The organism is Sphingobium boeckii (assembly GCF_014199215.1).
GTDB lineage: Bacteria > Pseudomonadota > Alphaproteobacteria > Sphingomonadales > Sphingomonadaceae > Sphingobium_A > Sphingobium_A boeckii.
Genome location: NZ_JACIJC010000004.1, coordinates 292,366 through 315,045, shown reverse-complemented (window position 1 = coordinate 315,045; position 22,680 = coordinate 292,366). Strand labels below are relative to the sequence as shown.

The window sequence follows — 22,680 nt, the reverse complement described above, 5'->3', positions numbered from 1 at the left end:
TATGCAGATACAGGAAACCGCCAGCGTGTCCTTTGATCCTTCCGATCCATTGAAATCTGCGGCATCCGATGTCGTCATTCCCGCGATCGATCGGCTGGAGACATTCGCGATTGAACCGGATGTGCTGGCGAACAACAGCATCGTCGGTTTCAATTCGCGCGATATCCGGTCGCGTCCGTTTAACTTGCTGCGCTCGCAGGTGACAAAGCGGATGCGTGCCGAAGGTTGGAAACTGCTGGGGATCACATCCGCCACACCTGCGGCGGGAAAATCTTTTCTGGCGGCGAATATGGCTGCTGCCATGTCGCAATTGTCGGATACGCGGGTTTTCCTCTTCGATCTGGATTTGCGTCGCGCATCGCTGGCCGAAAATTTCGGAATGCAAGGCGATGTGGGCCTCACCGAATATTTGCAGGGCGACACTGCGGATCTGAGCAGCTTCGGCCGGCGCATGGGCGAGGTCAATCTGGCGGTATTTCCCTGCTTCAGATCGGGCGTCAATTCTGCCGAATTGTTCGCCGGTGAACAGTTTCAAACACTGATGAACGGCATGAGGGCACTGCCTGATGATTCGATCGCCGTTTGCGATCTGCCGCCGGTCTTCGCCAACGACGACGCCATGATGATCGCACAGAGCCTGGATGCGTATATTCTGGTGCTCGAGGAAGGCGTGACCACCAAGAAACAGATCCGCGATGCCATGCGTCTGCTATCGCCCACGCCGTGCCTCGGCACCGTGCTCAATCGCTTCGATGGCGGATTCGGCGATCAATATGGCTATGCCTATGGCGGAAAATACGACAAATATTACGGCGATTGACACCCTTCGTTTCTGAATTTGAAATCGGCTTCCGGTCTATCGTGTCATCGCCCTGTCATGGCTCCGTCCCAGTTTTAGACATTGTAAACCATGATTAAATCCTAACAATTCGTTTACCCGATACGCTTTTTGTGCGATGCACCATTTCAGGTAAATCGAACTGGGTTGGCCTTCAGCGGTCGCAAAACGCTGAAAAGGGGTTTCGGATGAAAAAGTGTATTGCCTCGGCGATGGCCGCGATGCTCGCTTGTAGCACCGCCCACGCCGCGATCATCTTTACATCCGATTTCGAAATTTCTGAGGCTGAGGGTGGCCCTGCTGCGGGCAGCCTGCAAACCGAGAATTTTCTCGGGAGCTTCGGCGGCCCCCGGCCTGGCCAGGATCCGACAACCAATCGGACCGCCAAAACGATTGCGCCTTTTGAAGCCAAGGCAGCCGATAAGATCGTCTTCCGCGCCAGCGGCACTGACGACACACTGGGTGGTTACATCGACAACATCAATTTGACGGCTGTACCGGAACCCGGAACCTGGGCATTGCTGTTCACCGGCTTTCTGGCGATTGGTTCGGTCCTCCGCCGTCGCCGCAATGATGTGATCAGTTTCGCCTGATCATTGCGATCGGCTGAATCGAAGGCGGATCGACAGCAAATAAATCGGGGGGTGGGACGGTGCATCGGCATCGCCCCGCCTTCTTGCTTAACGATTTGGCGGCTATGAAAGCGAATCGCTGTCGCTTTCAGGCGCAGAACCAATTGGGAGAGCCGCCGCGCCGCGTGCGTGACGTGATAGAATGTGATGGCGAACACCCCTTCCTTCTGGATGCGAAATCCGTCCTTCTGGCTCATCCTTCTGTCCGTCATCCTGTGCGCGGGCACGCTGGCGTGGGGCTTCATTCCGCCCACAGCGGCACCGGTCTATACGTTGCCCGTGGAACTGGTGATCCCGACGGACGCGAAGCGCATCGCGCTGGAGGCGGGGCCGGAGACGTTCACCTTCCAGCAGGTCGCGCCCGAAAAGGCGGTTGAACTGAATGCCGCAGTCCCATTGGTCACCGGACCCAACCCGCCGGCGAAGCCGTTCAAATTCGATCTGGCCGCTACCACCGCGATCGGCCGCCTCACCGCGATCGATTGCCTGACTGCGGCCATTTATTACGAGGCGGCGAGCGAAACCGAGACCGGACAGCGCGCCGTGGCGCAAGTCGTGCTGAACCGGGTACGACATCCATCCTATCCCAATTCGGTATGCGGCGTCGTATTTCAGGGGGCCGAGCGTTCGACCGGCTGCCAATTCACCTTCACCTGTGATGGCGCGCTTGCGCGGCCGCCCGTGCCCGCGCTGTGGCTGCGCGCCCGCCGCTTTGCCGAACAGGCGCTGTCCGGCTTTGTCGAGCGCAATGTCGGCCTCTCCACGCATTATCACACCAATTGGGTCGTGCCCTATTGGAGCGGCAATCTGGCCAAGACAGCGCTGGTCGGCACGCACATCTTCTATCGCTGGCAAGGGGGGGCTGGAACACCGCGGGCCTTCACCAATCATTATGCCGGAGAAGGGCCGCCGCCCACGAAGTTCGCGCTGCTTCAGGGTTTCCTGATGTCACAGGATGGCTCGGCGCTGCCGGTCGATCCGCTTGTTGCCGAAACGCCCGCTCTCGCCGAAGTGCCAAAGGCACCTGAGACGCCGCCATCTCCGCTTCCCACTACGCGCAAGGTCGCCGCCGACGCGGCAAAACCGACGCTTGCCGCAGACGAGAATCGCGGGCAACTCGTGCGGGATCAGGCGCAGTGACGCTCAGTCTTGATCGGCACTACCCTATAGCCCGTTTGCTGATTGACCGGCCCGACAAGCGCAATGCGTTTAACCAAGCGATGTGGGAGCGCCTGCCCGCCCTTCTGGCTGAAGCCGTGGACGATGCTGCGGTGCGCGTGATCATCCTCCAATCCGCCGCGCCCGGGCTCTTCTGCGCCGGCGCGGATATCGGCGAGATGCTGGAAAAGGCGCAAGATGCGGCATGGCGCGCCGCCAATCAGGCTGCGATCGAACGCGCCCAGCATGATCTGACCCGCGCGGACCGCCCAGTGATCGCGTTCATTGACGGCGATTGCATCGGCGGCGGCTGTGGCCTCGCGCTTGCCTGCGATCTGCGGGTCGCCACGCCGCGCGCGCGCTTCGGCATCACACCCGCCAGACTGGGCATCGTCTACCCGCTGCATGATACCAAATTGCTGGTCGATCTCGTCGGGCCAGCGCAAGCCAAGAGAATTCTGTTCACCGGCCAGTTGATCGACGCCGAAGAAGCGCTGCGCATCGGTCTGATCGACATGATCGCCGAAGAGCCTGATATGCTCGCCGCCAGCATCGCTGATGGGTCTGCCCATAGCGTGCGCGAAAGCAAAAAGGCGATCCGCCGGATCCTGGAGGGGCAGATGGATGAGGACGCGCACTCTCGCGCCCTGTTCGCGGAGGCCTTCACGCTCCCTGATTTTCGCGAAGGCGTCTCCGCCTTTGTCGAAAAGCGCAAACCGAAGTTTCCTTAGCGCTCCTACGGGATCAATACGGTCGATCCCGTTGTCCGGCCCGCCTCAAGATCGCGATGTGCCTGCGCGGCCTCTTCCAGCGCATAACGCTGCCCGATCTCGATCGTCACCTGGCCCGATCGGATCATCGACCACAGCCGATCCACGCCCGCGGCGCGCTCCTCGGCTTCGACATAATAATCGAATAGTGTCGGGCGGGAGACGAACAGGCTGCCCTTGGCCGCCAGCGTGCTGAGGCCGACGCCGGTCACCGGCGCGCCGACATTGCCATAGCTCACGATCATGCCGCGCCGTGCCGTGGCGGCCAGTGAGGCCTCCCACGTCGCCATGCCGATCCCGTCGAACACCACGGGCACACCCTTGCCGCCGGTGATGTCCCGCACGCGGGCCGTGATATCCTCGGTCTTGTAGAAGATGATGTGATCCGTGCCCGCGGCCTTTGCCGCTGCGGCCTTGTCCTCGGTGCTTACCGTGCCGATCACGATCGCGCCGATCGCCTTCAGCCATTGCACCAGGATCAGCCCGACGCCGCCCGCGGCCGCATGGACCAGCACGGTCCAGCCCGGCTGCACCCGGGTGCAGCGCTCGATCAGGAATTCCGCCGTGCAGCCCTTCAACAGAGCCGCTGCGGCCACGTCATCGGGAATATCGCCGGGCAGTTTGAACAGCGCGGCGGCGGGCACATTGCGTTCGTCGGCATAAGCACTGCGCACCGGGCCGAAGGTCGCGACGCGATCGCCCACCGACAGGGCCGTCACGCCTTCGCCCAGCGCGGTCACCGTCCCGGCGGATTCCATGCCCAGGCCACCGGGCAGGTCGATCGGATAGATACCGCGCCGGTGATAGACATCCAGAAAGTTCAGGCCGACGGCGCTCTGGCGGATTCGCACCTCGCCGGGGCCGGGCGCGGGCAGATCCACGTCGCGCCATTGAATGACCTCCGGCCCGCCATGAGCCTCGATATACGCAACCCGTGCCATCGTTCTGTCGCTCCCTCTATGCCATTCGCCCTGAACGGCGCGTCACATCACCGCGCCAAGTTGCCAGGGCACGAATTCGTCCACGCCGAAACCATGCGCCTCGCTGCGGCTGGGCGCGCCCGATGCGGTGGCCAGGATCAGATCGAAAATCTGCGCCCCGGCCGCCTGCACCGAAAGGCCCTCGTCGATGATCGCGCCGCAGTTGAAATCCATGTCGTCGCGCATCGCGCGATACATGCGGCTGTTCGTGGCCAGCTTCAACGAAGGAGTCGGCTTGCAGCCGTAGACGGAGCCGCGCCCGGTGGTGAAACAGATCACGTTCGCGCCGCCCGCCACCTGGCCTGTGGCCGACACCGGATCATAGCCGGGCGTATCCATGAAAACGAGGCCGCGGGTGCGGACCTCCTCGGCATATTGAACCACGTCCATCAGCCCGGTCGATCCCGCCTTGGCCACCGCGCCCAGGGATTTTTCGAGGATCGTGGTCAGCCCGCCCTTCTTGTTGCCGGGGGAGGGATTGTTATCCATCTCGCCGCCGTTGCGCGCGGTATAGCCATCCCACCAGCGGATGCGCGCATTCAGCTTGTCGGCAATATCCGCGGAGGCGGCGCGCGCCGTCAGCAGATGTTCCGCACCATAGATTTCGGGCGTTTCGGAGAGAATCGCCGTGCCGCCATTGGCAATGAGCAGATCGACCGCCGCGCCCAGCGCAGGATTGGCGGTGATCCCCGAATAGCCATCCGATCCGCCGCATTGCAGGCCCAGCGTCAGGTGAGAGACGGGCAGGGCGGTACGCCGGTCCGCGCTGGCCGAAGCGATCAATTCGCGGACGATGTCTTCACCGCGCCTGATCGTCGCCACGGTGCCGCCCTCATCCTGGATCACCAGGGTGCGCAGCCGCGGTCCTGTTTCCAACGATTCGGCATCGAACATGCCGGCGATCTGATTGGCTTCGCAGCCCAGGCCAATCAGCAGCACCGCGCCGAAATTGGGATGGCGCGCATAGCCCGCCAGCGTGCGGCGCAGCACGTCCATGCCTTCGCCGGATGTGTCGATACCGCAGCCCTGGCTGTGCGTAATCGGCACCACGCCATCGATGCCGGGGAAATCTTCGCCACGGAACCGGTCCGCAATCGCGCGGCAGATCGTGGCCGAGCAGTTGACCGATGCGATGATGCCCACATAGTTGCGCGTCCCCGCTCGCCCATCCGCGCGCATATACCCGTCGAACGTCGCGGGGTGCGGCACCATGGCGGTGGCCCGATAATCCCGCCCGGACGCATCGGCGCGCGCGAAATCGCGGACTTCGATATTGTGCACATGCACATGCGCGCCCGCCGGGATCGGCTGCGTGGCAAAGCCGATCACCTGGCCATAGCGGCGCACGGGCGCATCGACGGCGATGGCGTGGCGTGCGATCTTGTGGCCCGCCGGAATGGCCTCGATCGCGATCGTGTCGCCATAGGGAAGCAGGCTGCCCGCTTCGATATCGGCGATGGCGATGGCCACGTCATCGGCGGGGTCGAGGAGGATCGTCGTCGCGGGGAGAATGATGGTGTTGGTCGTCATTCCCGCCATATAGGCCGTCGGTCGGGTTTTGGCGACGGTCGCCGACGCGCGATATTGCTTTTCGGCCGCCTCAGCCGACCATCACCTTGGTTCCGCCCCGCAGGAACGGCACCGCGTTGCGCCGCAGATGCTTCGTGCCGGGGTTTAATATCGCCTCGGGCGAATATTGCGCCAGATAGACGCGGCGCATCTTGTCCGTGGTGTTGGCTCCGGTGGCGTGGAGCGCCAGGCTTGAAAAGGCGACCACGCTGCCGGCCGGCACTTCAAGCGTCACGCCTTCCGCCTCGCCGCTATAGCCCACCAGATCGTTGCTTCCCGGCTGGCGCTCATGCGGCACGATGCCGTCACGCGTCGCGGGCGCCTGCGAGAAAGGCAGGATCCGCACGGTGCCGTTCGCCACCGTGGTATCGTCCAGCGTGCACCAGCAGGTGAGATACGGCTTGTGATCGGCCGGGCCACCATTGCCCACCACATAGCCCGAATCCTGATGCCAGCTAAAAGGAAGCCCTTTGCTCGCGCCCTTCACCACATATTGATCGTAGAAAAAATAGGCATCGTCGCCCAGCGTGGCGCGGCAGATATCGGCCATGGTATCGCTATAGAGCATCGTGCGGAGCGCGGGCTGGGAGCGCTGGCATTCACCCGCGAAATAGCGCTTCCCCTTGTGGCTGATGCCGTCCACCTCGACGCCCAACCCGTCCAGCCGCGCGTCTTCCCGAGCGATCACCTCGGTGCATTGCGCCCGCAGAAGATCGAGCAACGGCCCTTCGAGCACACGCTCGAACACCGCATAGCCTTCTTGCGCAAATTGCGCGCGCTGGTCCGGATAATCCATCATGCTCTCCGATTGATGCGGACTTGCGTGTCCTGTCGTGGGCACTCGTATCGCGCAAAGCAGCCATCGTATCCAATCGAATTGTATCGTCAGGTCATACGCATATACAATGGCCTGATGAGGATGAGGCAGGTCGAGGCGTTTCGCGCCGTCATGATGAGCGGTGGCATCACCGCCGCAGCCACGATGCTGAATATCAGCCAGCCGTCGGTGAGCCGGCTGATCGCGGATCTGGAGCGTGCCGTGGGCTTCCGCCTGTTTGATCGGCGCGGCGCGCGGGTGCATCCCACGGATCAGGCGCAGGCGCTCTTTGAAGCGGTGCGGCGGAGCTATACCGGGCTTGATCTGCTCGACCAGGCCGCGCGCCGTATCCGCGCGCATCCCGTGGGCACCGTGCGGATCGCGGCGCTGGCGGCGCTGGCGATGACAATCCTGCCGCCGGTGGTGCGGCGGTTTCAGGAGCGCTATCCCGACATCAAGATCACCGTGGAATCGCTCGGCCAGCGCGCGATCGAGGAGCGTGTGTTCCTGGGGCAGGCCGATCTCGGCATCGGCGTGAGCATTCCGCCGCGTGAAGGCGTCCGCATCACGCCGCTGGCCCGCGCCGAATATGTCTGCGTGCTGCCTGCGGGGCATCCACTGGCGGGCCGCAAGCGCCTGGCGGTCGCCGATCTCTCCGGCGAAGAGTTCATCGGCCCGATGCACGAAGCGGATGCGCTGTGGAACGGGATCGATGCGGCGCTCGAGTCCGCGGGCATTCCCGTGTCCCGCCGGCTGGAAACGCAGCATTCGCAAATCCTTTATGCCTTTGTGGAGGCCGGTCTCGGGGTCTCGATCGCCGAGCCGTTCAGCGCGCCGCTCTTTACGCGACTGGGTGTGGTGGTGCGTCCGATCGAGCCTGCCATCTTCCTCGATTTCGCGCTGCTGGAGCCCGATATCGGCCCGACCCCGGAAATCGTGACCTGGCTGCATGATGAAGTGGACCGCGCCACCACCTCATGCCTGGCCGAGGTTCAGGGGTTGATGACCCAGTCATAGTATTGGTGAATGAACTACCGATAATTTTCGATTGGACTGCGATGACCATTGGTTGCAGGGTGAGATGAAGACTATTGTCAATTAATCAGATTGACATTAGGGCGCCTGTCGCGCCCGCTCCAAGCGGACGAAGATCTGCTGGAAAATATCGGAGGGGAAGAAATGACCAATTTCAAACTGTGCCTTAAGCTGTCCACCGCTGTCATAACGTGTGCGATCACCACCAGCGCCTTTGCGCAGGAGGCCGTGCCCGCGGATCAACCCACAGGCGGTGTGCAGGAAATCATCGTGACCGCGCAAAAGCGCTCGCAAAATCTGCAGGATGTGCCGCTCGCCATCTCGGTGGTGTCGGGCGCCCAGCTCGAATCGGGCAATGTCAATTCGGCGGAACAGCTCTTCCAGAAGGTGCCCACGCTCACCTTCCGCAAGGGCAACACCAATAAGGATTCCGCGCTCTCCATCCGCGGGGTCGGCACGATCTCCTTCGCATCGGGCGTGGAGCCTTCGGTTTCCACCGTGATCGATGGCGTCGTCTATGCCCGCACCGGCCAGCAGACATCGGATTTCCTGGATGTCGACCGGATCGAAGTGTTGCGCGGCCCGCAGGGCAGCCTATTCGGCAAGAACGCCTCCGCCGGCGTGATCAGCATCATCACCCGTGAGCCGAGCGAGACGCCCAAGGGCTATTTCGATGCGGCTTATTATGAGGGCAATGAACTGCGCATCCGTGCCAGCGCCTCCGGCCCGCTCGCCAACGGTCTGCTCGGTTCGCTGACGGGCTTCTTCTCGCGCTATGATGGCAATGGCCGCAACGTGTTCAACAATCACGAGGTCAATGGCTATAAGCATTGGGGTGTCCGCGGGAAGCTGATCGCCGAGCCCAGCGACAATGTGAAGATCGCGCTGATCGCGGATTTCTCGAAGGGCAATGACAATGGCTATGCAGACAGCATCGGCACGGTCTTCAGCTCGGCCTTCAACAATGCGGTGTTCATCCCCTCGCTCGCGCCGCTCACGCTGAACGGCAAGAATAAGGATATCGACAACGATCTCGATCCGCTGACGCGCGACAAGAATAGCGGCGTCTCGGCGCAGGTCGATGTGGATCTGGGTGCGGCCACGCTCACCTCGATCACCGCTTATCGCCACTGGTATAATTATCAGCAGCGCGATGGCGATTTTCGTTCGGATTCGCCCACCTATGTGAATACCGGCACGGCGGCAGGCGATGTCCGCTCGCATGACCGCGGTGATCTGAAATTCGATCAGTTCACGCAGGAATTGCGCATTGCCTCGTCAAACCCGCAATTCCTCGAATATGTCGCGGGCGTCTATTATTACAAGACGAAGGAAGTGGACTTCTTCAACCGCACGGTCACCTCATGCACCGCATCTACGCTGCCTACGGTGAACGGCCTCACACCCTGCACTGCGGCGGCGTCCACCTTCGTCACCAATGAGGGCAATGCCGATTTCACGACGCGGCTCACCAGCTATTCCGCCTTCGGTCAGCTTACGGCCAATTTCTCCGATGTGTTCCGCGGGGTCGCTGGCTTGCGTCATACCAATGACAAGGTGGGTTATGATTTCGCGCGCAGATCGACCTCGACAGCCGCTTTTGCGGGCGTGAATCCGGCCTTTGCTTCGTCGGGCTCGATCAAGGACAATGGCTGGTCGGGCAATGCCGGCCTGCAGTTTGACGTCAACGACGATATCATGAGCTATGTCAGCTACACTCGCGGCTATAAGGGCCCGGCGATCAACGTGTTCTTCAACATGCTGGCGCGGGATACTGGTCGGATCGATCCGGAAACTTCCAATGCCTATGAAGCCGGCCTCAAGACCCGCCTGTTCGATCGCCGCCTCACGCTGAACCTGGCAGCCTTCTACGCGAAATATAACAATTATCAGGCCAATTTCCTCGATCTCGTCGCCGGGCAGGTCGTCACGCGCCTCACCAATGCCGGCACGGTCTCCACCCGCGGCGTCGAGCTGGATTTCAATGCCCAGCTCACCGACGATTTCTCTCTGAACGGCGGCTTCAACTACACCGATGCGCATATCAACAAATTCATCTGCCCCACTGGGGCGGCGGTCACATGCGCGGATGCGATCAACGGCAAGCCGCTGCCGTTCGCGCCCAAATATAAGGGGACGGTCACGGCTGACTGGCGCTTGCCGCTTGAGTTCGAGGCTTTCGATATCAATCTGAATTCGTCGCTGGTTTACCAGAGCCGGACCCAGTTCGATATCAACCAGAATCCCAACGCCTTCCAGAGCGCCTATGCGATCTGGGATGCCGGGATCACGCTGCGCACCAAGGATCAGAAATACAGCGTATCGCTGATCGCCAAGAATTTGACCGACAAGCAGTTCGTGACCCAGCGCATCCCGAACGGCACATCGTTCATGCGCCAGATCACGCCGCGCGATGCCGAACGCTATTTCGGCGTCTCGGGCCGCGTGAACTTCTAAACGCTCCCTGAAGCCGAGGGGCAGGACATGATCGAACCGTCTTGCCCCTCGACCGGAGATCAACCATGCGCGGCCTGATGCAGCATTGGCCGCTCACGGTGGACCGAATCATCGATCATGCCGCAGATTGGGATGGCGATCGCCCGGTGATCTTCCGCGCGGCGGACGGCGATATCGCCCGCACCGATTATGCCGCCATCCGCGCCCGCGCCCGCCGCCTGTCAACGGCGTTGGCCGGCCTAGGCATCAGGCCCGGAGACCGGGTGGCGACGATGGCGTGGAACAATGCGCACCATCTGGAATGCTGGTTTGCCGTGATGGGCATGGGTGCGGTCTGCCACACGCTCAATCCCCGCTTGTTTGCCGAACAGCTCCGCTACATCATCAGCCATGCTGAGGATCGCGCCATTCTGGTCGATCCCTGCTTTCAGCCGCTGGTCGCCGCGCTGACGGCCGCGATGGACTGGCGCGGCGCGATCATCTTGCTGGGCGGTGACGCGCAGATTGATCGTGCGATCCTGCCTCATGCCCTCGCCGTGGAAACGCTGATCGCTGCCGCCAGCGATGACGCAGCATGGGGTGGCTTCGACGAAGAAACCGCCTGCGCGCTTTGCTATACCTCCGGCACGACGGGCCATCCCAAGGGCGTGCTCTATTCGCACCGCTCTACGGTCATCCACATGCTGATGACGCTGCAGCCCGATGTGTTCGGCCTCTCCATCCACGATGTCGCGATGCCGATCGTCCCCATGTATCACGCCAATGCCTGGGGGATGCCCTTGTCCACGGCGGCGGTCGGCTGCACCCTGGCGCTGCCCGGCGCGCAGCTTGACGGCGCGTCGCTGCATGAATTGATCGAGCGCGAGGGCGTCACCTTCTCCGCCGCGGTCCCCACCATATGGCAGGGGCTGCTGCATCATCTGGCGCAGACCGGCGGCACGCTGACCAGTCTCAAGCGCGTCATCATCGGCGGCGCGGCGTTGCCCGAAAGCATCGTGCGGGGCTTGCGCGATCATGGCGTGGAGAGCGTGCAGGGCTGGGGCATGACCGAAACCTCGCCCATCGGCACCCATGCCAAGCTCACCCCCATGGTCGCCGCCCGGCCGCTCGATGATCAGATGCCTTTCCGGCTGAAGCAGGGGCGGCCGCCTTTCGGCATAGACCTCAAGATCGTGGACGATGCGGGGCAGCGCCTGCCGCATGATGGCGTGGTGCCCGGGCGGCTCCATGTCAGCGGGCCAACGGTCGCCTCGGCCTATCTCAGTGGCGCGGCTGGCGAAATCCTCGACGATGAAGGCTATTTCGACACCGGCGACATCGCGACCATCTGCCCGCAAGGCTATATGGCGATCGTCGATCGCGCCAAGGATGTGATCAAATCCGGCGGCGAATGGATCAGTTCGATCGAGATCGAGAATATCGCTTCGGGCCATCCCAAGGTGGCGCTCGCCGCCGTGATCGGCGTTCCCCACCCGCGCTGGGATGAACGGCCGTTGCTGATCGCCGCGCTCCATCCGGGTGAGGCTGCGTCGCCCGATGAAATCCTGTCCTGCCTCGAAGGCCGGATCGCGCGCTGGTGGATGCCCGATACGGTCGTCTTTGTGGAAGCGATGCCGCTGGGCGCCACGGGCAAGATCGACAAGAAAATTCTCCGGGCGCAGTTCCCGGCTTACCCCCTTCCCGAAAGGATTTCCGAACATGGCGCTTGAGGCGTTCGACAACGGCTTTGAACTGCGCCTGGGTGGCCAATCCATCCTCCGTCACAGCGCGGATGCGCCGTGTCTGTTCATCGGATCGGGCGATGCGCATGTGGAAGGCCTGCGCGGCCATTATCATATCGAGGATCATCTGATCGAGCGCATCGCGCTGCGCCATGCCGAAGTGGCGGGCGATCGGGTGCGGCTGGCGGCGCATCCAGGCGCGCCATGGCGGATCGAACTCGTCTTTTCCGCGGATGATGACGACGCCGAAATCCATTTCCTGTCGCTTGATCCTTCGATCAACCGCTTGTGGTTCCGCGTGCCGGGTGAGGCGGGCGAACATATCTGGGGCGGCGGCGAGCAATTTTCCCATTTCGATCTCGCCGGGCGACGCTTTCCGCTCTGGGTGTCAGAGCCGGGGGTGGGGCGCGACAAATCCACCCTGCTCACCTGGCAATGCGATCAGCGTGGCGGCGGGGCCGGGGGCGATTATTACCACACCAATTTTCCGCAGCCGACCTTCGTCAGCGCGCGCCGCTACGCGCTCCATGTGGATAGCAGCGCCTATGCCGCCTTCGATTTCCGCAATCCGGCCTATCACGAGATTGAGATCTGGGGTGTGCCTGATCGGATCGAGCTGTTCGCCCGCCCGCATTTCACTGATCTGGTCGGCGCGCTCTCCACGCGCTTCGGGCGTCAGCCACCCCTGCCGGCATGGCTGCTGAAGGGCGCGGTCATCGGGCTGAAGGACGGGGCCAAAAGTTTCGATCGGCTGAAGGTTTATGAGGATGCCGGGGTCGCGGTCTCCGGGCTATGGTGTGAAGACTGGATCGGGCTGCGCGAAACCAGCTTCGGCAGCCGGCTATTCTGGGATTGGCAGTGGAACGCCCAGCGTTATCCCGATCTGCCCGCGCGCATCGCCGAATTGAAAGACCGCGGCATCCGCTTCCTCGGCTATGTGAACCCCTATCTCGCGGTGGATGGCCCGCTGTATGCCGCCGCCGCCAAGGCCGGCTATCTCGTGATGCGCCCCGATGCCGACGAACCCTATGTGATCGATTTCGGCGAATTCGAAAGCGGTCATGTCGATTTCACCAATCTCGCGGCGGCCGCCTGGTTCGCCGAGGAGATTATCGGGCGCAACATGATCGATTTCGGTCTTTCCGGCTGGATGGCCGATTTCGGCGAATATCTGCCCACCGACGTGCGCCTGCATAATGGCGAGGAAGGCATGCGCGCGCATAATCGCTGGCCCGTCCTGTGGGGCGCGGTCAATGCCACGGGCGTGGCCGGGCGGGGGATGACCGGGGAGTCTATGTTCTTCATGCGCTCGGGCTATTCGGGCGTGCAGGCGCATTCGCCGATGCTGTGGGCGGGGGATCAGTCAGTCGATTTCAGCCGGCATGACGGCATCGGCACGGTGATCACCGCCGCGCTCTCGTCCGGTCTGCTCGGCAACGCCTATCATCACAGCGATATCGGCGGCTACACCAGCCTGTTCGATACGATCCGAACGCCCGAACTGGCGATGCGGTGGGTCGAGATGGCGGCGTTCACCTCCATGATGCGCACGCATGAGGGCAATCGCCCGCGCGCGAATACGCAATATGACGACAGCCCCGAATTGCTTGCGCATTTTGCACGGATGACGCGGATCTATGCCTATCTCGCGCCCTATCTCCGCAAGCTCTCCGACGAGGCCGTGGCGACGGGCCTACCCTGCCAGCGTCCGCTATTCCTGCATTTCGAGGAGGATGCGAAGACCTATGCGATCCAGACCGCTTACCTTTATGGCGCGGATCTGCTGGTGGCACCGGTGATCGAGGCGGGGCGGAGCGACTGGACCACCTATCTGCCCGCAGGCGTGGATTGGGTGCATGTCTGGTCCGGTGCAATGCACCAGGGCGGGCAGGAGGTCACCGTGCCCGCGCCCTTCGGGCAGCCGCCTCTATTCTATCGCGCCGGTTCTGCCGATGCCGCGCTGTTTTCCGGGATCGCCGCGTTCTGACCGCGCGCCTGCGCCGCTGCGCGCAACGCCGCCACGAAGGCGGCAACGAGCGCGCTGCGGCTGCGGTTGCGCAGCAGGTGAACGGCGTCGCGCGTCTGCTCGCTGGGCGGCAAGGGCGATTGCACCAGCGTGCCATCCGCGCAGACGATGCGCGCCAGCGATTGGGGCACCACAGTGATCGCGCGGCCATGGCGGATCATATCGATGCACGCCGCGGTCGAATCCAGTTCGTAATCGGGGAAATTCCCGGCCTCGATCCGCGCCCGGATCGCGCGCGGGAAATTGCTGTTGGGGGCGGGGCGGGGCAGCGCCCAGGGCCAGGCGGCGGTGTTCAGCCGCCCCGGCGCACCATTCAGCGGATGCGTGGCGGCGAACATGAGCACCAGCGGTTCGGCCGGCAATGGGATGCAGAGCACTTCGTCCGCATGGGCGGAGGTCGCGAATTTGGCGCGATCGCACACCACCAGATCGAGCCGCCGATCGACCAATGTCTCCAGCAATTGCTCCGATGGCCCGCCGGTCACGGTCACGCGCACCGCGGGATGCGCTTCGGCAAAGCGCGCGATCGCGTCGGTCAGCAGCGGTTGCAGCGGATAGGGGCCGGCCCCCACACGCACCGTGCCCGAGCTGGGCTGCTTCAGGCCGCGCGCCTCATCGGCCAGATTGGAAGCCGCGGCGATCACATCGCGTGCGGCGCGGATCAGGCGTTCGGCGTCGTCGGTCGGGCGCACATAATGGGTGGTGCGATCGAAGAGCGCGGCGCCCAGTTCGGATTCCAGTTTCTGGATGCTGCGGCTGAGCGCGGACTGGGTCAGCCCCCTCTCATCCGACGCGCGCGCAAAGCTGCCCAGCCGGTAAAGCGCTTCGAAATGCCGCAATCGTGTCAAATTCATGCGCTGCTCACCACTTCATTCCTATTTCGCATTACCATATGCTTGTTCATTCTCATAGCGTTTGGCCTATGAGCAGCGCCAATATCGATTCCCGCGACCGCAGCGCCGTCTTGACCGCGCTGGAACAGAGCGTGTTCGATGTCGCGGTGATCGGCGGCGGCATCACCGGTGCCGGGATCGCGCGGGATGCGGCATTACGCGGGCTGTCGGTCGTGCTGGTCGAGGCGCGGGATTATGCGAGCGGCACGAGCAGCCGCAGCTCCAAGATGATCCATGGCGGCCTGCGCTATCTGGCGCAGGGCGATGTGGCATTGGTCAAGGAGGCGGCTTCGGAGCGCCAGATTCTCCGCCGCATCGCGCCGCATCTGGCGCAGATATGCCCGTTCCTCATTCCCACCACATCGCTGGCGATGGTGACCAAGCTGCGCGCCGGCCTGTGGACCTTCGAGAAGCTGGGCAATGTACCCGATGACGAGCGTCATGAGGTGATCGGCGTCAAGGATTTGGCCGCGCGTGAGCCTTTGATGCGCACCGACAAATTGAATGGCGCGGTGATTTACCCTGAATTTCTGACGGACGATGCCCGGCTGGTGCTGGCAAACATCCGCGCAGCGCAGGCGGCGGGTGCGGTGGTGTTGAACTATGCCGCGGCGGCTGGACTGACCCCTGACGGACTTCTCGTGCGCTCCACATCGCCCGGCGAAAATCTCGGGGCGGAGGTGCGGGCAAAACTGGTGGTGAATGCGGCCGGGGCCTGGGTGGATCGAGTGCGCGCGCTGGAGACCGGCGAAAGCGACACGCGCCTGTCGCTCAGCCGCGGCATCCATCTTGTGCTCGATCGCGCGGGCCTGCCGGTCAATGCGACGGTGCTGCTGCGCGCGGCGGACAAAAGGACGATCTTCGCGGTGCCGCGCGGGCGCTTCACCTATCTCGGGACGACCGATGTTTTTCATGACACTGCTGATTACTGGCCCGCGCCCGAACGCAGCGATGTGGATTATCTGCTGCGCGCCACCGAAGCCGCGCTCGATATCGCACCGCTGACGGATAATGACATCGTCTCGCTCTGGTCGGGCGTCCGTCCGCTGATCGCGCAGCCGGGCAAGAAGGCGAATGAAGTGTCGCGCAAGGATGAAATCTGGACTTCGCCATCGGGCATGATCTCGATCGCGGGCGGCAAGTTGAGCGCCTATCGCGCGATGGCGGAGCGTGTCGTCGATCTGGTGGTCGAGCGGCTTGGCGTCACGGCGAAGCCCTGCGCCACAGCCGATATCCCCTTGCCACTGGATGAAGCGGCGGATGATGTTGCTTCAGAGGCGCGCCGCGCGGTGATCCATGAAGGCGCGGTCACGCTGGAGGATTATTGGGTCCGCCGCAGCGGGCGGGCGTGGTTTGATGACGCCGCCGGACTGGCCGTGCTCGCACCGGCGACGGACGTGATGGGCGATCTGCTGGGATGGGATGCGGCAGAGCGCACAGCCCAGATCGCGCACTGCCAAACACTGGAAAAAGACAGCCGCCGCGTGCTCGCGGACGGATCGGGAGAGACGGGATGACGAGATTCGGCGAAATGCTGGCGGCGGCGATCGGCGCGGAGCAGGTGGCGTCTGATGCAGCCGCGCTCAATGCACGGCGGTTCGATCAATGGGCGGTGAAGCATCTGCGAGACTGGCGCGGGGAGGCCGTGCCCGGCCCCGGCTGGGTGGTGCAGCCCTGCTCGGTGGAGGACGTGCGCCGGATCGTGTTGCTCGCGAACGAACATCGTGTGCCGCTCATCCCATTCGGTCTGGGCAGTGGCGTGTGCGGCGGGATCGAGCCGACCCCGGAATCGATCCTGCTCGATATGAGCGCGATGAAATCGGTGCGCTTCATCGATGATCGCAATCTGCTCGCCAGTTTCGACGCCGGGCTGAATGGGCTGGAGGCGGAGGAGGCGGTCGCCGCGCTCGGTCTGACGATCGGCCATTGGCCGCAATCGATCGGGATCAGCAGCGTCGGCGGCTGGGTCGCCACGCGGGCATCGGGGCAATTCTCCACGGCTTATGGCAATGTGGAGGATATCATCCATTCGATCGAGGCGGTGTTGCCCAATGGTGAGATCGTCACGCTGGGCAAGGCCGTCCGCGCCGCCGCCGGGCCTGATCTGCGCCATCTGCTGATGGGTGCGGAAGGCACGATGGGCGTGATCACGGGCGTCACCTTCTCGATCCGTGCGAAGCCCGAATATCGCGGCTACAGCATCTTCTATGCGCCCGATATGGAGGCGGGTTTCGAGGCGCAGCGCCGCATCATCCGCGCCGATTGGCGGCCACCGGTGATGCGCCAATATGACGGCCGTGAGGTCCGCCGCCTGTTTCGCGATCATGAGCGCGATGGCCAGGCGATGCTGCTGATGGTGCATGAAGGCCCGCAGGCGCGGGTCGAGGCCGAAATCGCGGCGATGGCGGCACTCACTGGGCTTGAGCCGGGCGATCCCAAAGCCGCGCAGGACTGGATCGAACGGCGCAATCATGTGCCGACCTGGCGCGACATGTTCGAGCGCGGCTATATCGCCGATACCGTGGAGATTTCCGGCACATGGAGCCAGATCGGCGCGATCTATGCCGATGCTATCGCGGCGCTCAATGCGGTGCCGGGCGTGGTCAATGCTTCGGCGCACAGCTCCCATGTCTATCGCTCCGGTATCAATCTCTATTTCAGCTTCGCCGCTACTTTCGAGGATAAGGCGAAGATGGAGCCTGCCTATTTCGCCTGCTGGCACGCGATCATGGAGGCGACGGCGAAGCATGGCGGCGGGGTGGCGCATCATCATGGCGCGGGGCGGCTGCGCAAACCCTATCTGCAACATGATCTGGGTGCGAACGGCGTCGCTCTTCTCCGCACGATCAAGGCCGCACTCGATCCCCATGGCATCATGAATCCGGGCAATCTGATCCCCGATGCCTGAGCTGCTGCTCGCGCTGGATGCGGGCACCACCGGCGCCCGCGCCATGCTGGTCGATCCGGCGGGGCGGGTGCTGGGCATGGACAAATGCGGGATCGAGACGCGCTATCCCGGCGCCGGGCTGGTGGAGCAGGACGGCGCGGCGGTGTGGGACACATGCCGTGCGGTGATCGCGGGTGCACTGGCGGCGGCGGGGCGGAGCATGGCCGATGTCGCTGCGATCGGCGTCACCACCCAGCGCGCCAGCGTTGTGCTCTGGGATCGCGCCATCGGCGAACCCGTCTGTCCGATCCTGATCTGGAGCGACCTGCGCGGGATGAACGTCTATAAGGATCTGCGCGCCGCGGGCTTTGCTTCCTGGCCGCAGGTGCCATCGGCCAAGCTGCCTGCGGCGATCGCGCTGGCGGGGCGTCCGTTGGAAAGCCTGCGCTGGGGCACGCTCGATTCCTGGCTGGTCTTCCGGTTGAGCGGCGGCGCGGCGCATGTCACCGACTCTTCCTGCGCGTGGCTCAGCGGCTATATGGATTATGACCGCGGTGCGGGCTGGAACGCCGGATTGCTCGCCTATCAATCGCTCCCCGAAACGCTCTTCCCGCGGCTCACCGATAGCTGGGGTGCGATTGCCGAAACGACCGACGGCGTTCCGATCTGCGCCATCATGGCGGATCAGCAGGCGGGGATGGTGGCGCATGATGCCCTACGGCGCGGGGCATGGAAGGCCACCTATGGCACCTCCGCCGTGCTGATGGCGAACGCGGGCGGCGCGCCATTCTCGCCGGATGCTTCCATGCCCGCCCAAGCGCTCGCCACCATCGCCGGTGAGGCACATTATTGCATCGAGGGCATGGTGATCAGCGCGGGCAGCTTCGTCGACTGGCTCTGCGGCCCGATCGGCCTGTTCGACACTCCCGCCGCGCTGGAGTCAGCGGCGCGCTCGGTTCCCGATGCTGGGGGAGTCCAGGTGCGGCCATCGTTGCAGGGGCTGGGCACGCCGCATGGCCGGTTCAACGATCGCGGCCTGATCTCCGGCCTCAGTTTCTCGACCAGCCCGGCGCATCTTGCGCGCGGCGCGCTGACGGGCATCGCCTGCCGCATCCGCGAGATTGCGGATTTGATCGCGGCGAGTCTGCCGGTGCCGGACGCCCTGCCGGTGGATGGCGGGATGGCGGCGAGCGATATCTTTTTGCAGATTCAGGCCGATATGCTCCAGCGCCCCGTGCGGCGCCATGCCGTGCGCGAAGGCACGGCTTATGGCGCGGCCATCGCGGCGGGGTTGGGGGCGGGCCTGATCGCGGAGAGCGACCTTCCCGCACTCGCGCGCTATGATGCGGACTTCACGCCCGCGATCAGCCGCGATGCGGCGGATCACGCCTTCGCCCGATGGTCCGCCGCGATCACCGTCCAAGCCTGATGTCAGCCATTCACCTCGTCCCACAGCCCTATCACGATATCGCGCATCCTTTGCGCCTCATCCCAGCGGTCGCTCAGTTCGGTGCCATCGGGCGCGGTGATCGCATAAGGCGGTGGGCCGAGTTCGCACATGAAGGTCAGCGCATCCTCCGCGCCGGCCTGGGCGAGCCACAATTCGAATCCGCGCCGCCACCATGCCTTATGCTGATCCAGCCATCCCTGATGCTGCGGCGATACGAGCGCCACCTGCACCTGATGCGTGGTGGACACGCGCCCGTGAAAATTGTGGCAATGCTTGAGGATCGTCTCGATCGCAGCCAGTTGATCAGGGCGCAGCGGCAATTCCATCTCGCCCGCCACGGGATAATGCGAAAGATCGCCGGTGAGCCGCAAACCCGGCCGTGCCGCCAGCATCCGCAGCGTGAACAGCAGATCATTGGTCAGGCGGCCACGATGCGTTTCGAACCACACCGGCAGTGGCGCGGTTTGCGCGAGTGGGATCAGACTGTCTATCAGCATGAGCGCATCGGACAGGTGCGGCACCGGCCCGGCCACCTGCACGTTCAGATGATGGGCACCCAGCCGGTGCGCTTCGGCGATATAGGCGGCGAGTTGCGGGGCGTCATGCGCCAGCACCTGACCTTCCCAGGCCAGCCCGCGCGCATTCATCACCCGCGCGACGGTTGCCGTCCGCGCCACCCGCGCGATATTCACCCCCACGCCATCGAAACCCGCCGCGATCACCCGTTCCAGCGCCGCATCCAGATCATGTTCGATGTCGAACCCTTGGCATTTGTCGAGACCCCAGACAGACTGCAAAACCAGCAAGCGCGCCATAACATCCTCTCTGACAACGCTGCCATAAAGGCTGCAGCAGGGTGGATGTCAATCGTCACAGGAGAGCAGGAATGAGTGAGCGCAGCCCGACCGCACCGGCGGTGTCCCCGGTCTCGCCCGGCTATCGCCGCTATGCGCTCAGCGTGCTGCTGTTGATCTATATCCTGAACTTTCTCGATCGCCAGATCGTCGCGATCCTGGCCGAGCCGATCAAAAACGACCTCCATCTGGCGGACTGGCAATTGGGGCTGATGACGGGCCTGGCCTTTGCGCTATTCTACACCGTGCTGGGCATCCCGATCGCGCGTGTGGCCGAAACGGGCAACCGGCCGCGGATCATCGCGGCGGCGGCGGGCGCGTGGAGTCTGTTTACCATTGCCTGCGGCTTTGCGCAGAATTTCGTGCAACTCGTTCTCTGCCGTGTGGGCGTCGGCATCGGCGAAGCGGGCTGCACGCCGCCCGCGCATTCGCTCATCAGCGATTATACGCCCCGCGAAAAGCGCGCCTCTGCGCTCGCTTTTTATGCGCTTGGCACACCGATCGGCGGATTGATCGGCATGGCGCTGGGGGGCGTGATCGCCGATGCCTATGGCTGGCGCATGGCCTTTCTCGTGGCCGGCGCGCCGGGCGTGATCATGGCGATTGTCGCCTGGACCACGCTTCGGGAGCCGCGCAGCAAGCTCGCCGCCGATCTCGCCGCCCGCCGCGCCGCGCGCCCCAGCCTGAAGCAGGCTTTTGCCGAAATCCGCAGCAAGCGTACCTTCTGGCTGATCGCTTTCGCCGCTGCGATCAAGGCGTTCATCGGCTATGGCGCGGCCGCCTTTCTCGCGCCCTTCTTCTTTCGCAATCACGCCGCCGAACTCACGCTGCTGGCCGATGATTTCGGCCTCGGGCTCACAGGTTTCCTCGGCATCACATTGGGCATCGTATTGGGCCTGACCGGGGCGGTCGGCACCTATATGGGCGGCTATCTGGCGGACCGGTTCGGCGCGAAGGATCTGCGCGCCTATGTGTCCATCCCTGCCGTCTCCACCTTGCTGGGCATCCCTTTCTATATCTTCGGGCTGCTCGCGGATTCGGCGGTGACCGCGCTCATCCTCTTCGCCTTCCCGCCGATCCTGAACACGCTGTGGTACGGCCCCGGCTATGCCGCGGTGCAGGGGCTGGTCCGCCCCGAAACGCGCGCCACCGCCACGGCGGTGTTGCTGTTCCTCATCAACCTCATCGGGCTGGGCCTCGGGCCGCTGGGCGTGGGGGCCGTCAGCGATCTGATCAGCGGGCCGATGGGCTTTGGCGCGGCGGAGGGGGTGCGTTGGTCGCTGATGTTGTTTATCCTGTTCGGCGCGCTGGCGTCCGCGCTGTTCTGGATGGCGCGGTCGTCGATCCGCGAGGAGATGGTGAGTTGAGCATTTCGAATATCGCCTTGCCGCGGATCATGCGCATCGGCGGCGGCGCTTCACGGCAATTGCCGGAGGTTCTGGCGATGCTCGGCCTGTCCCGCCCGCTGATCGTGACCGACAGCTATCTGGCGGGGCAGGGGTTGGCCGATCGGCTGGCGGAGGATCTGCGGGCGGCCGGAATCGAAAGCCGCGTCTTTGCCGATACCGTGCCCGATCCCACGGTCACCTCGATTGATGCGGGCGTCGCTTTTCTGCTGGCGGGCGCGCATGATTGCGTGGTCGGTTTCGGCGGCGGCAGTCCGCTCGACAGCGCCAAGGCCATTGCGATGCTGGGCGCGCATGGCGGCGCGATGGCCGATTATAAGACGCCGCATGTGCAGGATGCCCCCGGCCTGCCGATCATCGCCATCCCGACCACGGCAGGGACGGGATCGGATGCGACGCGCTTCACGATCATCACCGACGAGACGACCGACGAGAAGATGCTGTGCGCGGGTCTGGCCTATCTTCCCGTGGCGGCGCTGGTCGATTATGAACTCACCCTCACCAAACCGCGCCGCCTGACCGCGGACACCGGCATCGATTCGCTGACCCACGCGATCGAGGCCTATGTCTCGAAGCGCGCCAATCCGTTCAGCGATGGCATGGCATTGCTGGCGATGAAGGCCATCGCCCCCAATCTCCGCCGCGTCTGTGCCGATCCGGGCGATCTTCTGGCGCGTGAAGCGATGATGCTGGGTGCCACGCAGGCGGGCATCGCCTTTTCGAACAGTTCGGTCGCGCTGGTGCATGGGATGAGCCGCCCGATCGGCGCGCATTTCCATGTGCCGCACGGCCTGTCCAATGCGATGCTGCTCCCGGCGATCACCGCATGGTCTGCGCCTGCCGCTCTGCATCGCTATGCCGATTGTGCGCGCGCGATGCAGATCGCGCCTGAAGCCGAAGGCGATCAGGCGGCGGTCGCGCGGCTGCTCGATGAACTCGCCGCGCTTAACCGGGATCTCGAAGTGCCAGGGCCGTCGGCCTGGGGGATCAATGCGGGCCGGTGGGACGCGCTGGTGCCGCTGATGTGCGAACAGGCGCTGGCGTCGGGATCACCGGGCAATAATCCGCGCGTGCCGGATGCGGCGGAAATTGCGGAATTGTATGCGCAGGTCTGGCGGTAACTTAACCCGTTTGTCCCGAGCGAAGTCGGGGACGTGGTGTAACGACCAACGTCCCTCGACTTCGCT

Annotated in this window: 18 protein-coding genes; 13 read left to right on the top strand and 5 right to left on the bottom strand. The window is 63.8% G+C overall.

The window, feature by feature from the left end:
* Position 1: 1 nt before the first annotated feature.
* From FHS49_RS13035 to FHS49_RS13020, 4 genes are all read left to right on the top strand, one after another.
* Positions 2–820, top strand: coding sequence for a CpsD/CapB family tyrosine-protein kinase (locus tag FHS49_RS13035; protein ID WP_184019215.1), 819 nt, complete (start codon positions 2–4; stop codon positions 818–820).
* A gap of 230 nt (positions 821–1,050) precedes the next feature.
* Positions 1,051–1,431 carry a PEPxxWA-CTERM sorting domain-containing protein gene (locus FHS49_RS13030; protein WP_221240499.1) on the top strand — a complete coding sequence of 127 codons (381 nt, stop codon included), beginning with the start codon at positions 1,051–1,053 and terminating at the stop codon, positions 1,429–1,431.
* Between the two features lie 186 nt (positions 1,432–1,617).
* Positions 1,618–2,610, top strand: a complete 993-nt coding sequence (locus FHS49_RS19895) for a cell wall hydrolase (RefSeq protein ID WP_343052979.1) — start codon at positions 1,618–1,620, stop codon at positions 2,608–2,610.
* On the top strand, positions 2,607–3,359 hold the full coding sequence (locus FHS49_RS13020) for an enoyl-CoA hydratase-related protein (protein ID WP_184019213.1): 753 nt from the start codon (positions 2,607–2,609) through the stop codon (positions 3,357–3,359). The genes FHS49_RS19895 and FHS49_RS13020 overlap by 4 nt, the downstream gene beginning before the upstream one ends.
* Positions 3,360–3,364: 5 nt before the next feature.
* Here FHS49_RS13020 and FHS49_RS13015 read toward each other — a convergent pair whose 3' ends face one another.
* The 3 genes from FHS49_RS13015 to FHS49_RS13005 all read right to left on the bottom strand — a co-directional run bounded on the left by FHS49_RS13015 (position 3,365) and on the right by FHS49_RS13005 (position 6,746).
* On the bottom strand, positions 3,365–4,339 hold the full coding sequence (locus FHS49_RS13015) for a quinone oxidoreductase family protein (protein WP_184019211.1): 975 nt from the start codon (positions 4,337–4,339) through the stop codon (positions 3,365–3,367).
* A gap of 42 nt (positions 4,340–4,381) precedes the next feature.
* On the bottom strand, positions 4,382–5,908 hold the full coding sequence (locus tag FHS49_RS13010; RefSeq protein ID WP_184019209.1) for a UxaA family hydrolase: 1,527 nt from the start codon (positions 5,906–5,908) through the stop codon (positions 4,382–4,384).
* 70 nt (positions 5,909–5,978) lie between these two features.
* Positions 5,979–6,746 (bottom strand): phytanoyl-CoA dioxygenase family protein, encoded by a 768-nt coding sequence (locus FHS49_RS13005; RefSeq protein ID WP_184019207.1) that lies wholly within the window; start codon positions 6,744–6,746, stop codon positions 5,979–5,981.
* Positions 6,747–6,860: 114 nt separating this feature from the next.
* Between FHS49_RS13005 and FHS49_RS13000 the strand changes: the two genes are divergently transcribed.
* The 4 genes from FHS49_RS13000 (at position 6,861) to FHS49_RS12985 (ending at position 13,964) form a co-directional block, all read left to right on the top strand.
* Complete coding sequence (locus FHS49_RS13000; RefSeq protein WP_184019205.1) at positions 6,861–7,781, top strand: LysR substrate-binding domain-containing protein; 921 nt, start codon at positions 6,861–6,863, stop codon at positions 7,779–7,781.
* A 162-nt stretch (positions 7,782–7,943) separates the two neighbouring features.
* A complete protein-coding gene (locus FHS49_RS12995; RefSeq protein WP_184019203.1) occupies positions 7,944–10,256 on the top strand; it encodes a TonB-dependent receptor in 2,313 nt (770 codons plus the stop codon).
* 65 nt (positions 10,257–10,321) lie between these two features.
* Positions 10,322–11,965, top strand: coding sequence for a long-chain-fatty-acid--CoA ligase (locus tag FHS49_RS12990; protein ID WP_184019201.1), 1,644 nt, complete (start codon positions 10,322–10,324; stop codon positions 11,963–11,965).
* Positions 11,955–13,964 carry an alpha-glucosidase gene (locus FHS49_RS12985; RefSeq protein WP_184019199.1) on the top strand — a complete coding sequence of 670 codons (2,010 nt, stop codon included), beginning with the start codon at positions 11,955–11,957 and terminating at the stop codon, positions 13,962–13,964. Before FHS49_RS12990 ends, FHS49_RS12985 begins: the two co-directional genes overlap by 11 nt.
* On the opposite strand, the gene FHS49_RS12980 is transcribed toward FHS49_RS12985, so the two are convergent.
* Entirely contained in the window at positions 13,910–14,857 is a 948-nt protein-coding gene (locus FHS49_RS12980) for a LysR family transcriptional regulator (protein WP_184019197.1), read from the bottom strand. The genes FHS49_RS12985 and FHS49_RS12980 overlap by 55 nt on opposite strands.
* Positions 14,858–14,925: 68 nt before the next feature.
* Between FHS49_RS12980 and FHS49_RS12975 the strand changes: the two genes are divergently transcribed.
* The 3 genes from FHS49_RS12975 to FHS49_RS12965 are packed head-to-tail and all read left to right on the top strand — an operon-like array spanning position 14,926 to position 19,212.
* Complete coding sequence (locus tag FHS49_RS12975) at positions 14,926–16,413, top strand: glycerol-3-phosphate dehydrogenase/oxidase (RefSeq protein ID WP_184019195.1); 1,488 nt, start codon at positions 14,926–14,928, stop codon at positions 16,411–16,413.
* Complete coding sequence (locus FHS49_RS12970; protein ID WP_184019193.1) at positions 16,410–17,804, top strand: FAD-binding oxidoreductase; 1,395 nt, start codon at positions 16,410–16,412, stop codon at positions 17,802–17,804. Before FHS49_RS12975 ends, FHS49_RS12970 begins: the two co-directional genes overlap by 4 nt.
* Positions 17,797–19,212 (top strand): FGGY family carbohydrate kinase, encoded by a 1,416-nt coding sequence (locus tag FHS49_RS12965; protein ID WP_184019191.1) that lies wholly within the window; start codon positions 17,797–17,799, stop codon positions 19,210–19,212. The genes FHS49_RS12970 and FHS49_RS12965 overlap by 8 nt, the downstream gene beginning before the upstream one ends.
* 2 nt (positions 19,213–19,214) lie before the next feature.
* Here FHS49_RS12965 and FHS49_RS12960 read toward each other — a convergent pair whose 3' ends face one another.
* Positions 19,215–20,048 (bottom strand): sugar phosphate isomerase/epimerase family protein, encoded by an 834-nt coding sequence (locus FHS49_RS12960; protein ID WP_184019189.1) that lies wholly within the window; start codon positions 20,046–20,048, stop codon positions 19,215–19,217.
* A 71-nt stretch (positions 20,049–20,119) separates the two neighbouring features.
* On the opposite strand from FHS49_RS12960, the gene FHS49_RS12955 reads away from it, so the two are divergent.
* Positions 20,120–21,454: a spinster family MFS transporter gene (locus FHS49_RS12955; protein ID WP_184019187.1), complete on the top strand. Its 1,335-nt coding sequence runs from the start codon at positions 20,120–20,122 to the stop codon at positions 21,452–21,454.
* A complete protein-coding gene (locus FHS49_RS12950; protein ID WP_246350685.1) occupies positions 21,451–22,614 on the top strand; it encodes an iron-containing alcohol dehydrogenase in 1,164 nt (387 codons plus the stop codon). Before FHS49_RS12955 ends, FHS49_RS12950 begins: the two co-directional genes overlap by 4 nt.
* The last annotated feature ends 66 nt before the right edge of the window (positions 22,615–22,680 follow it).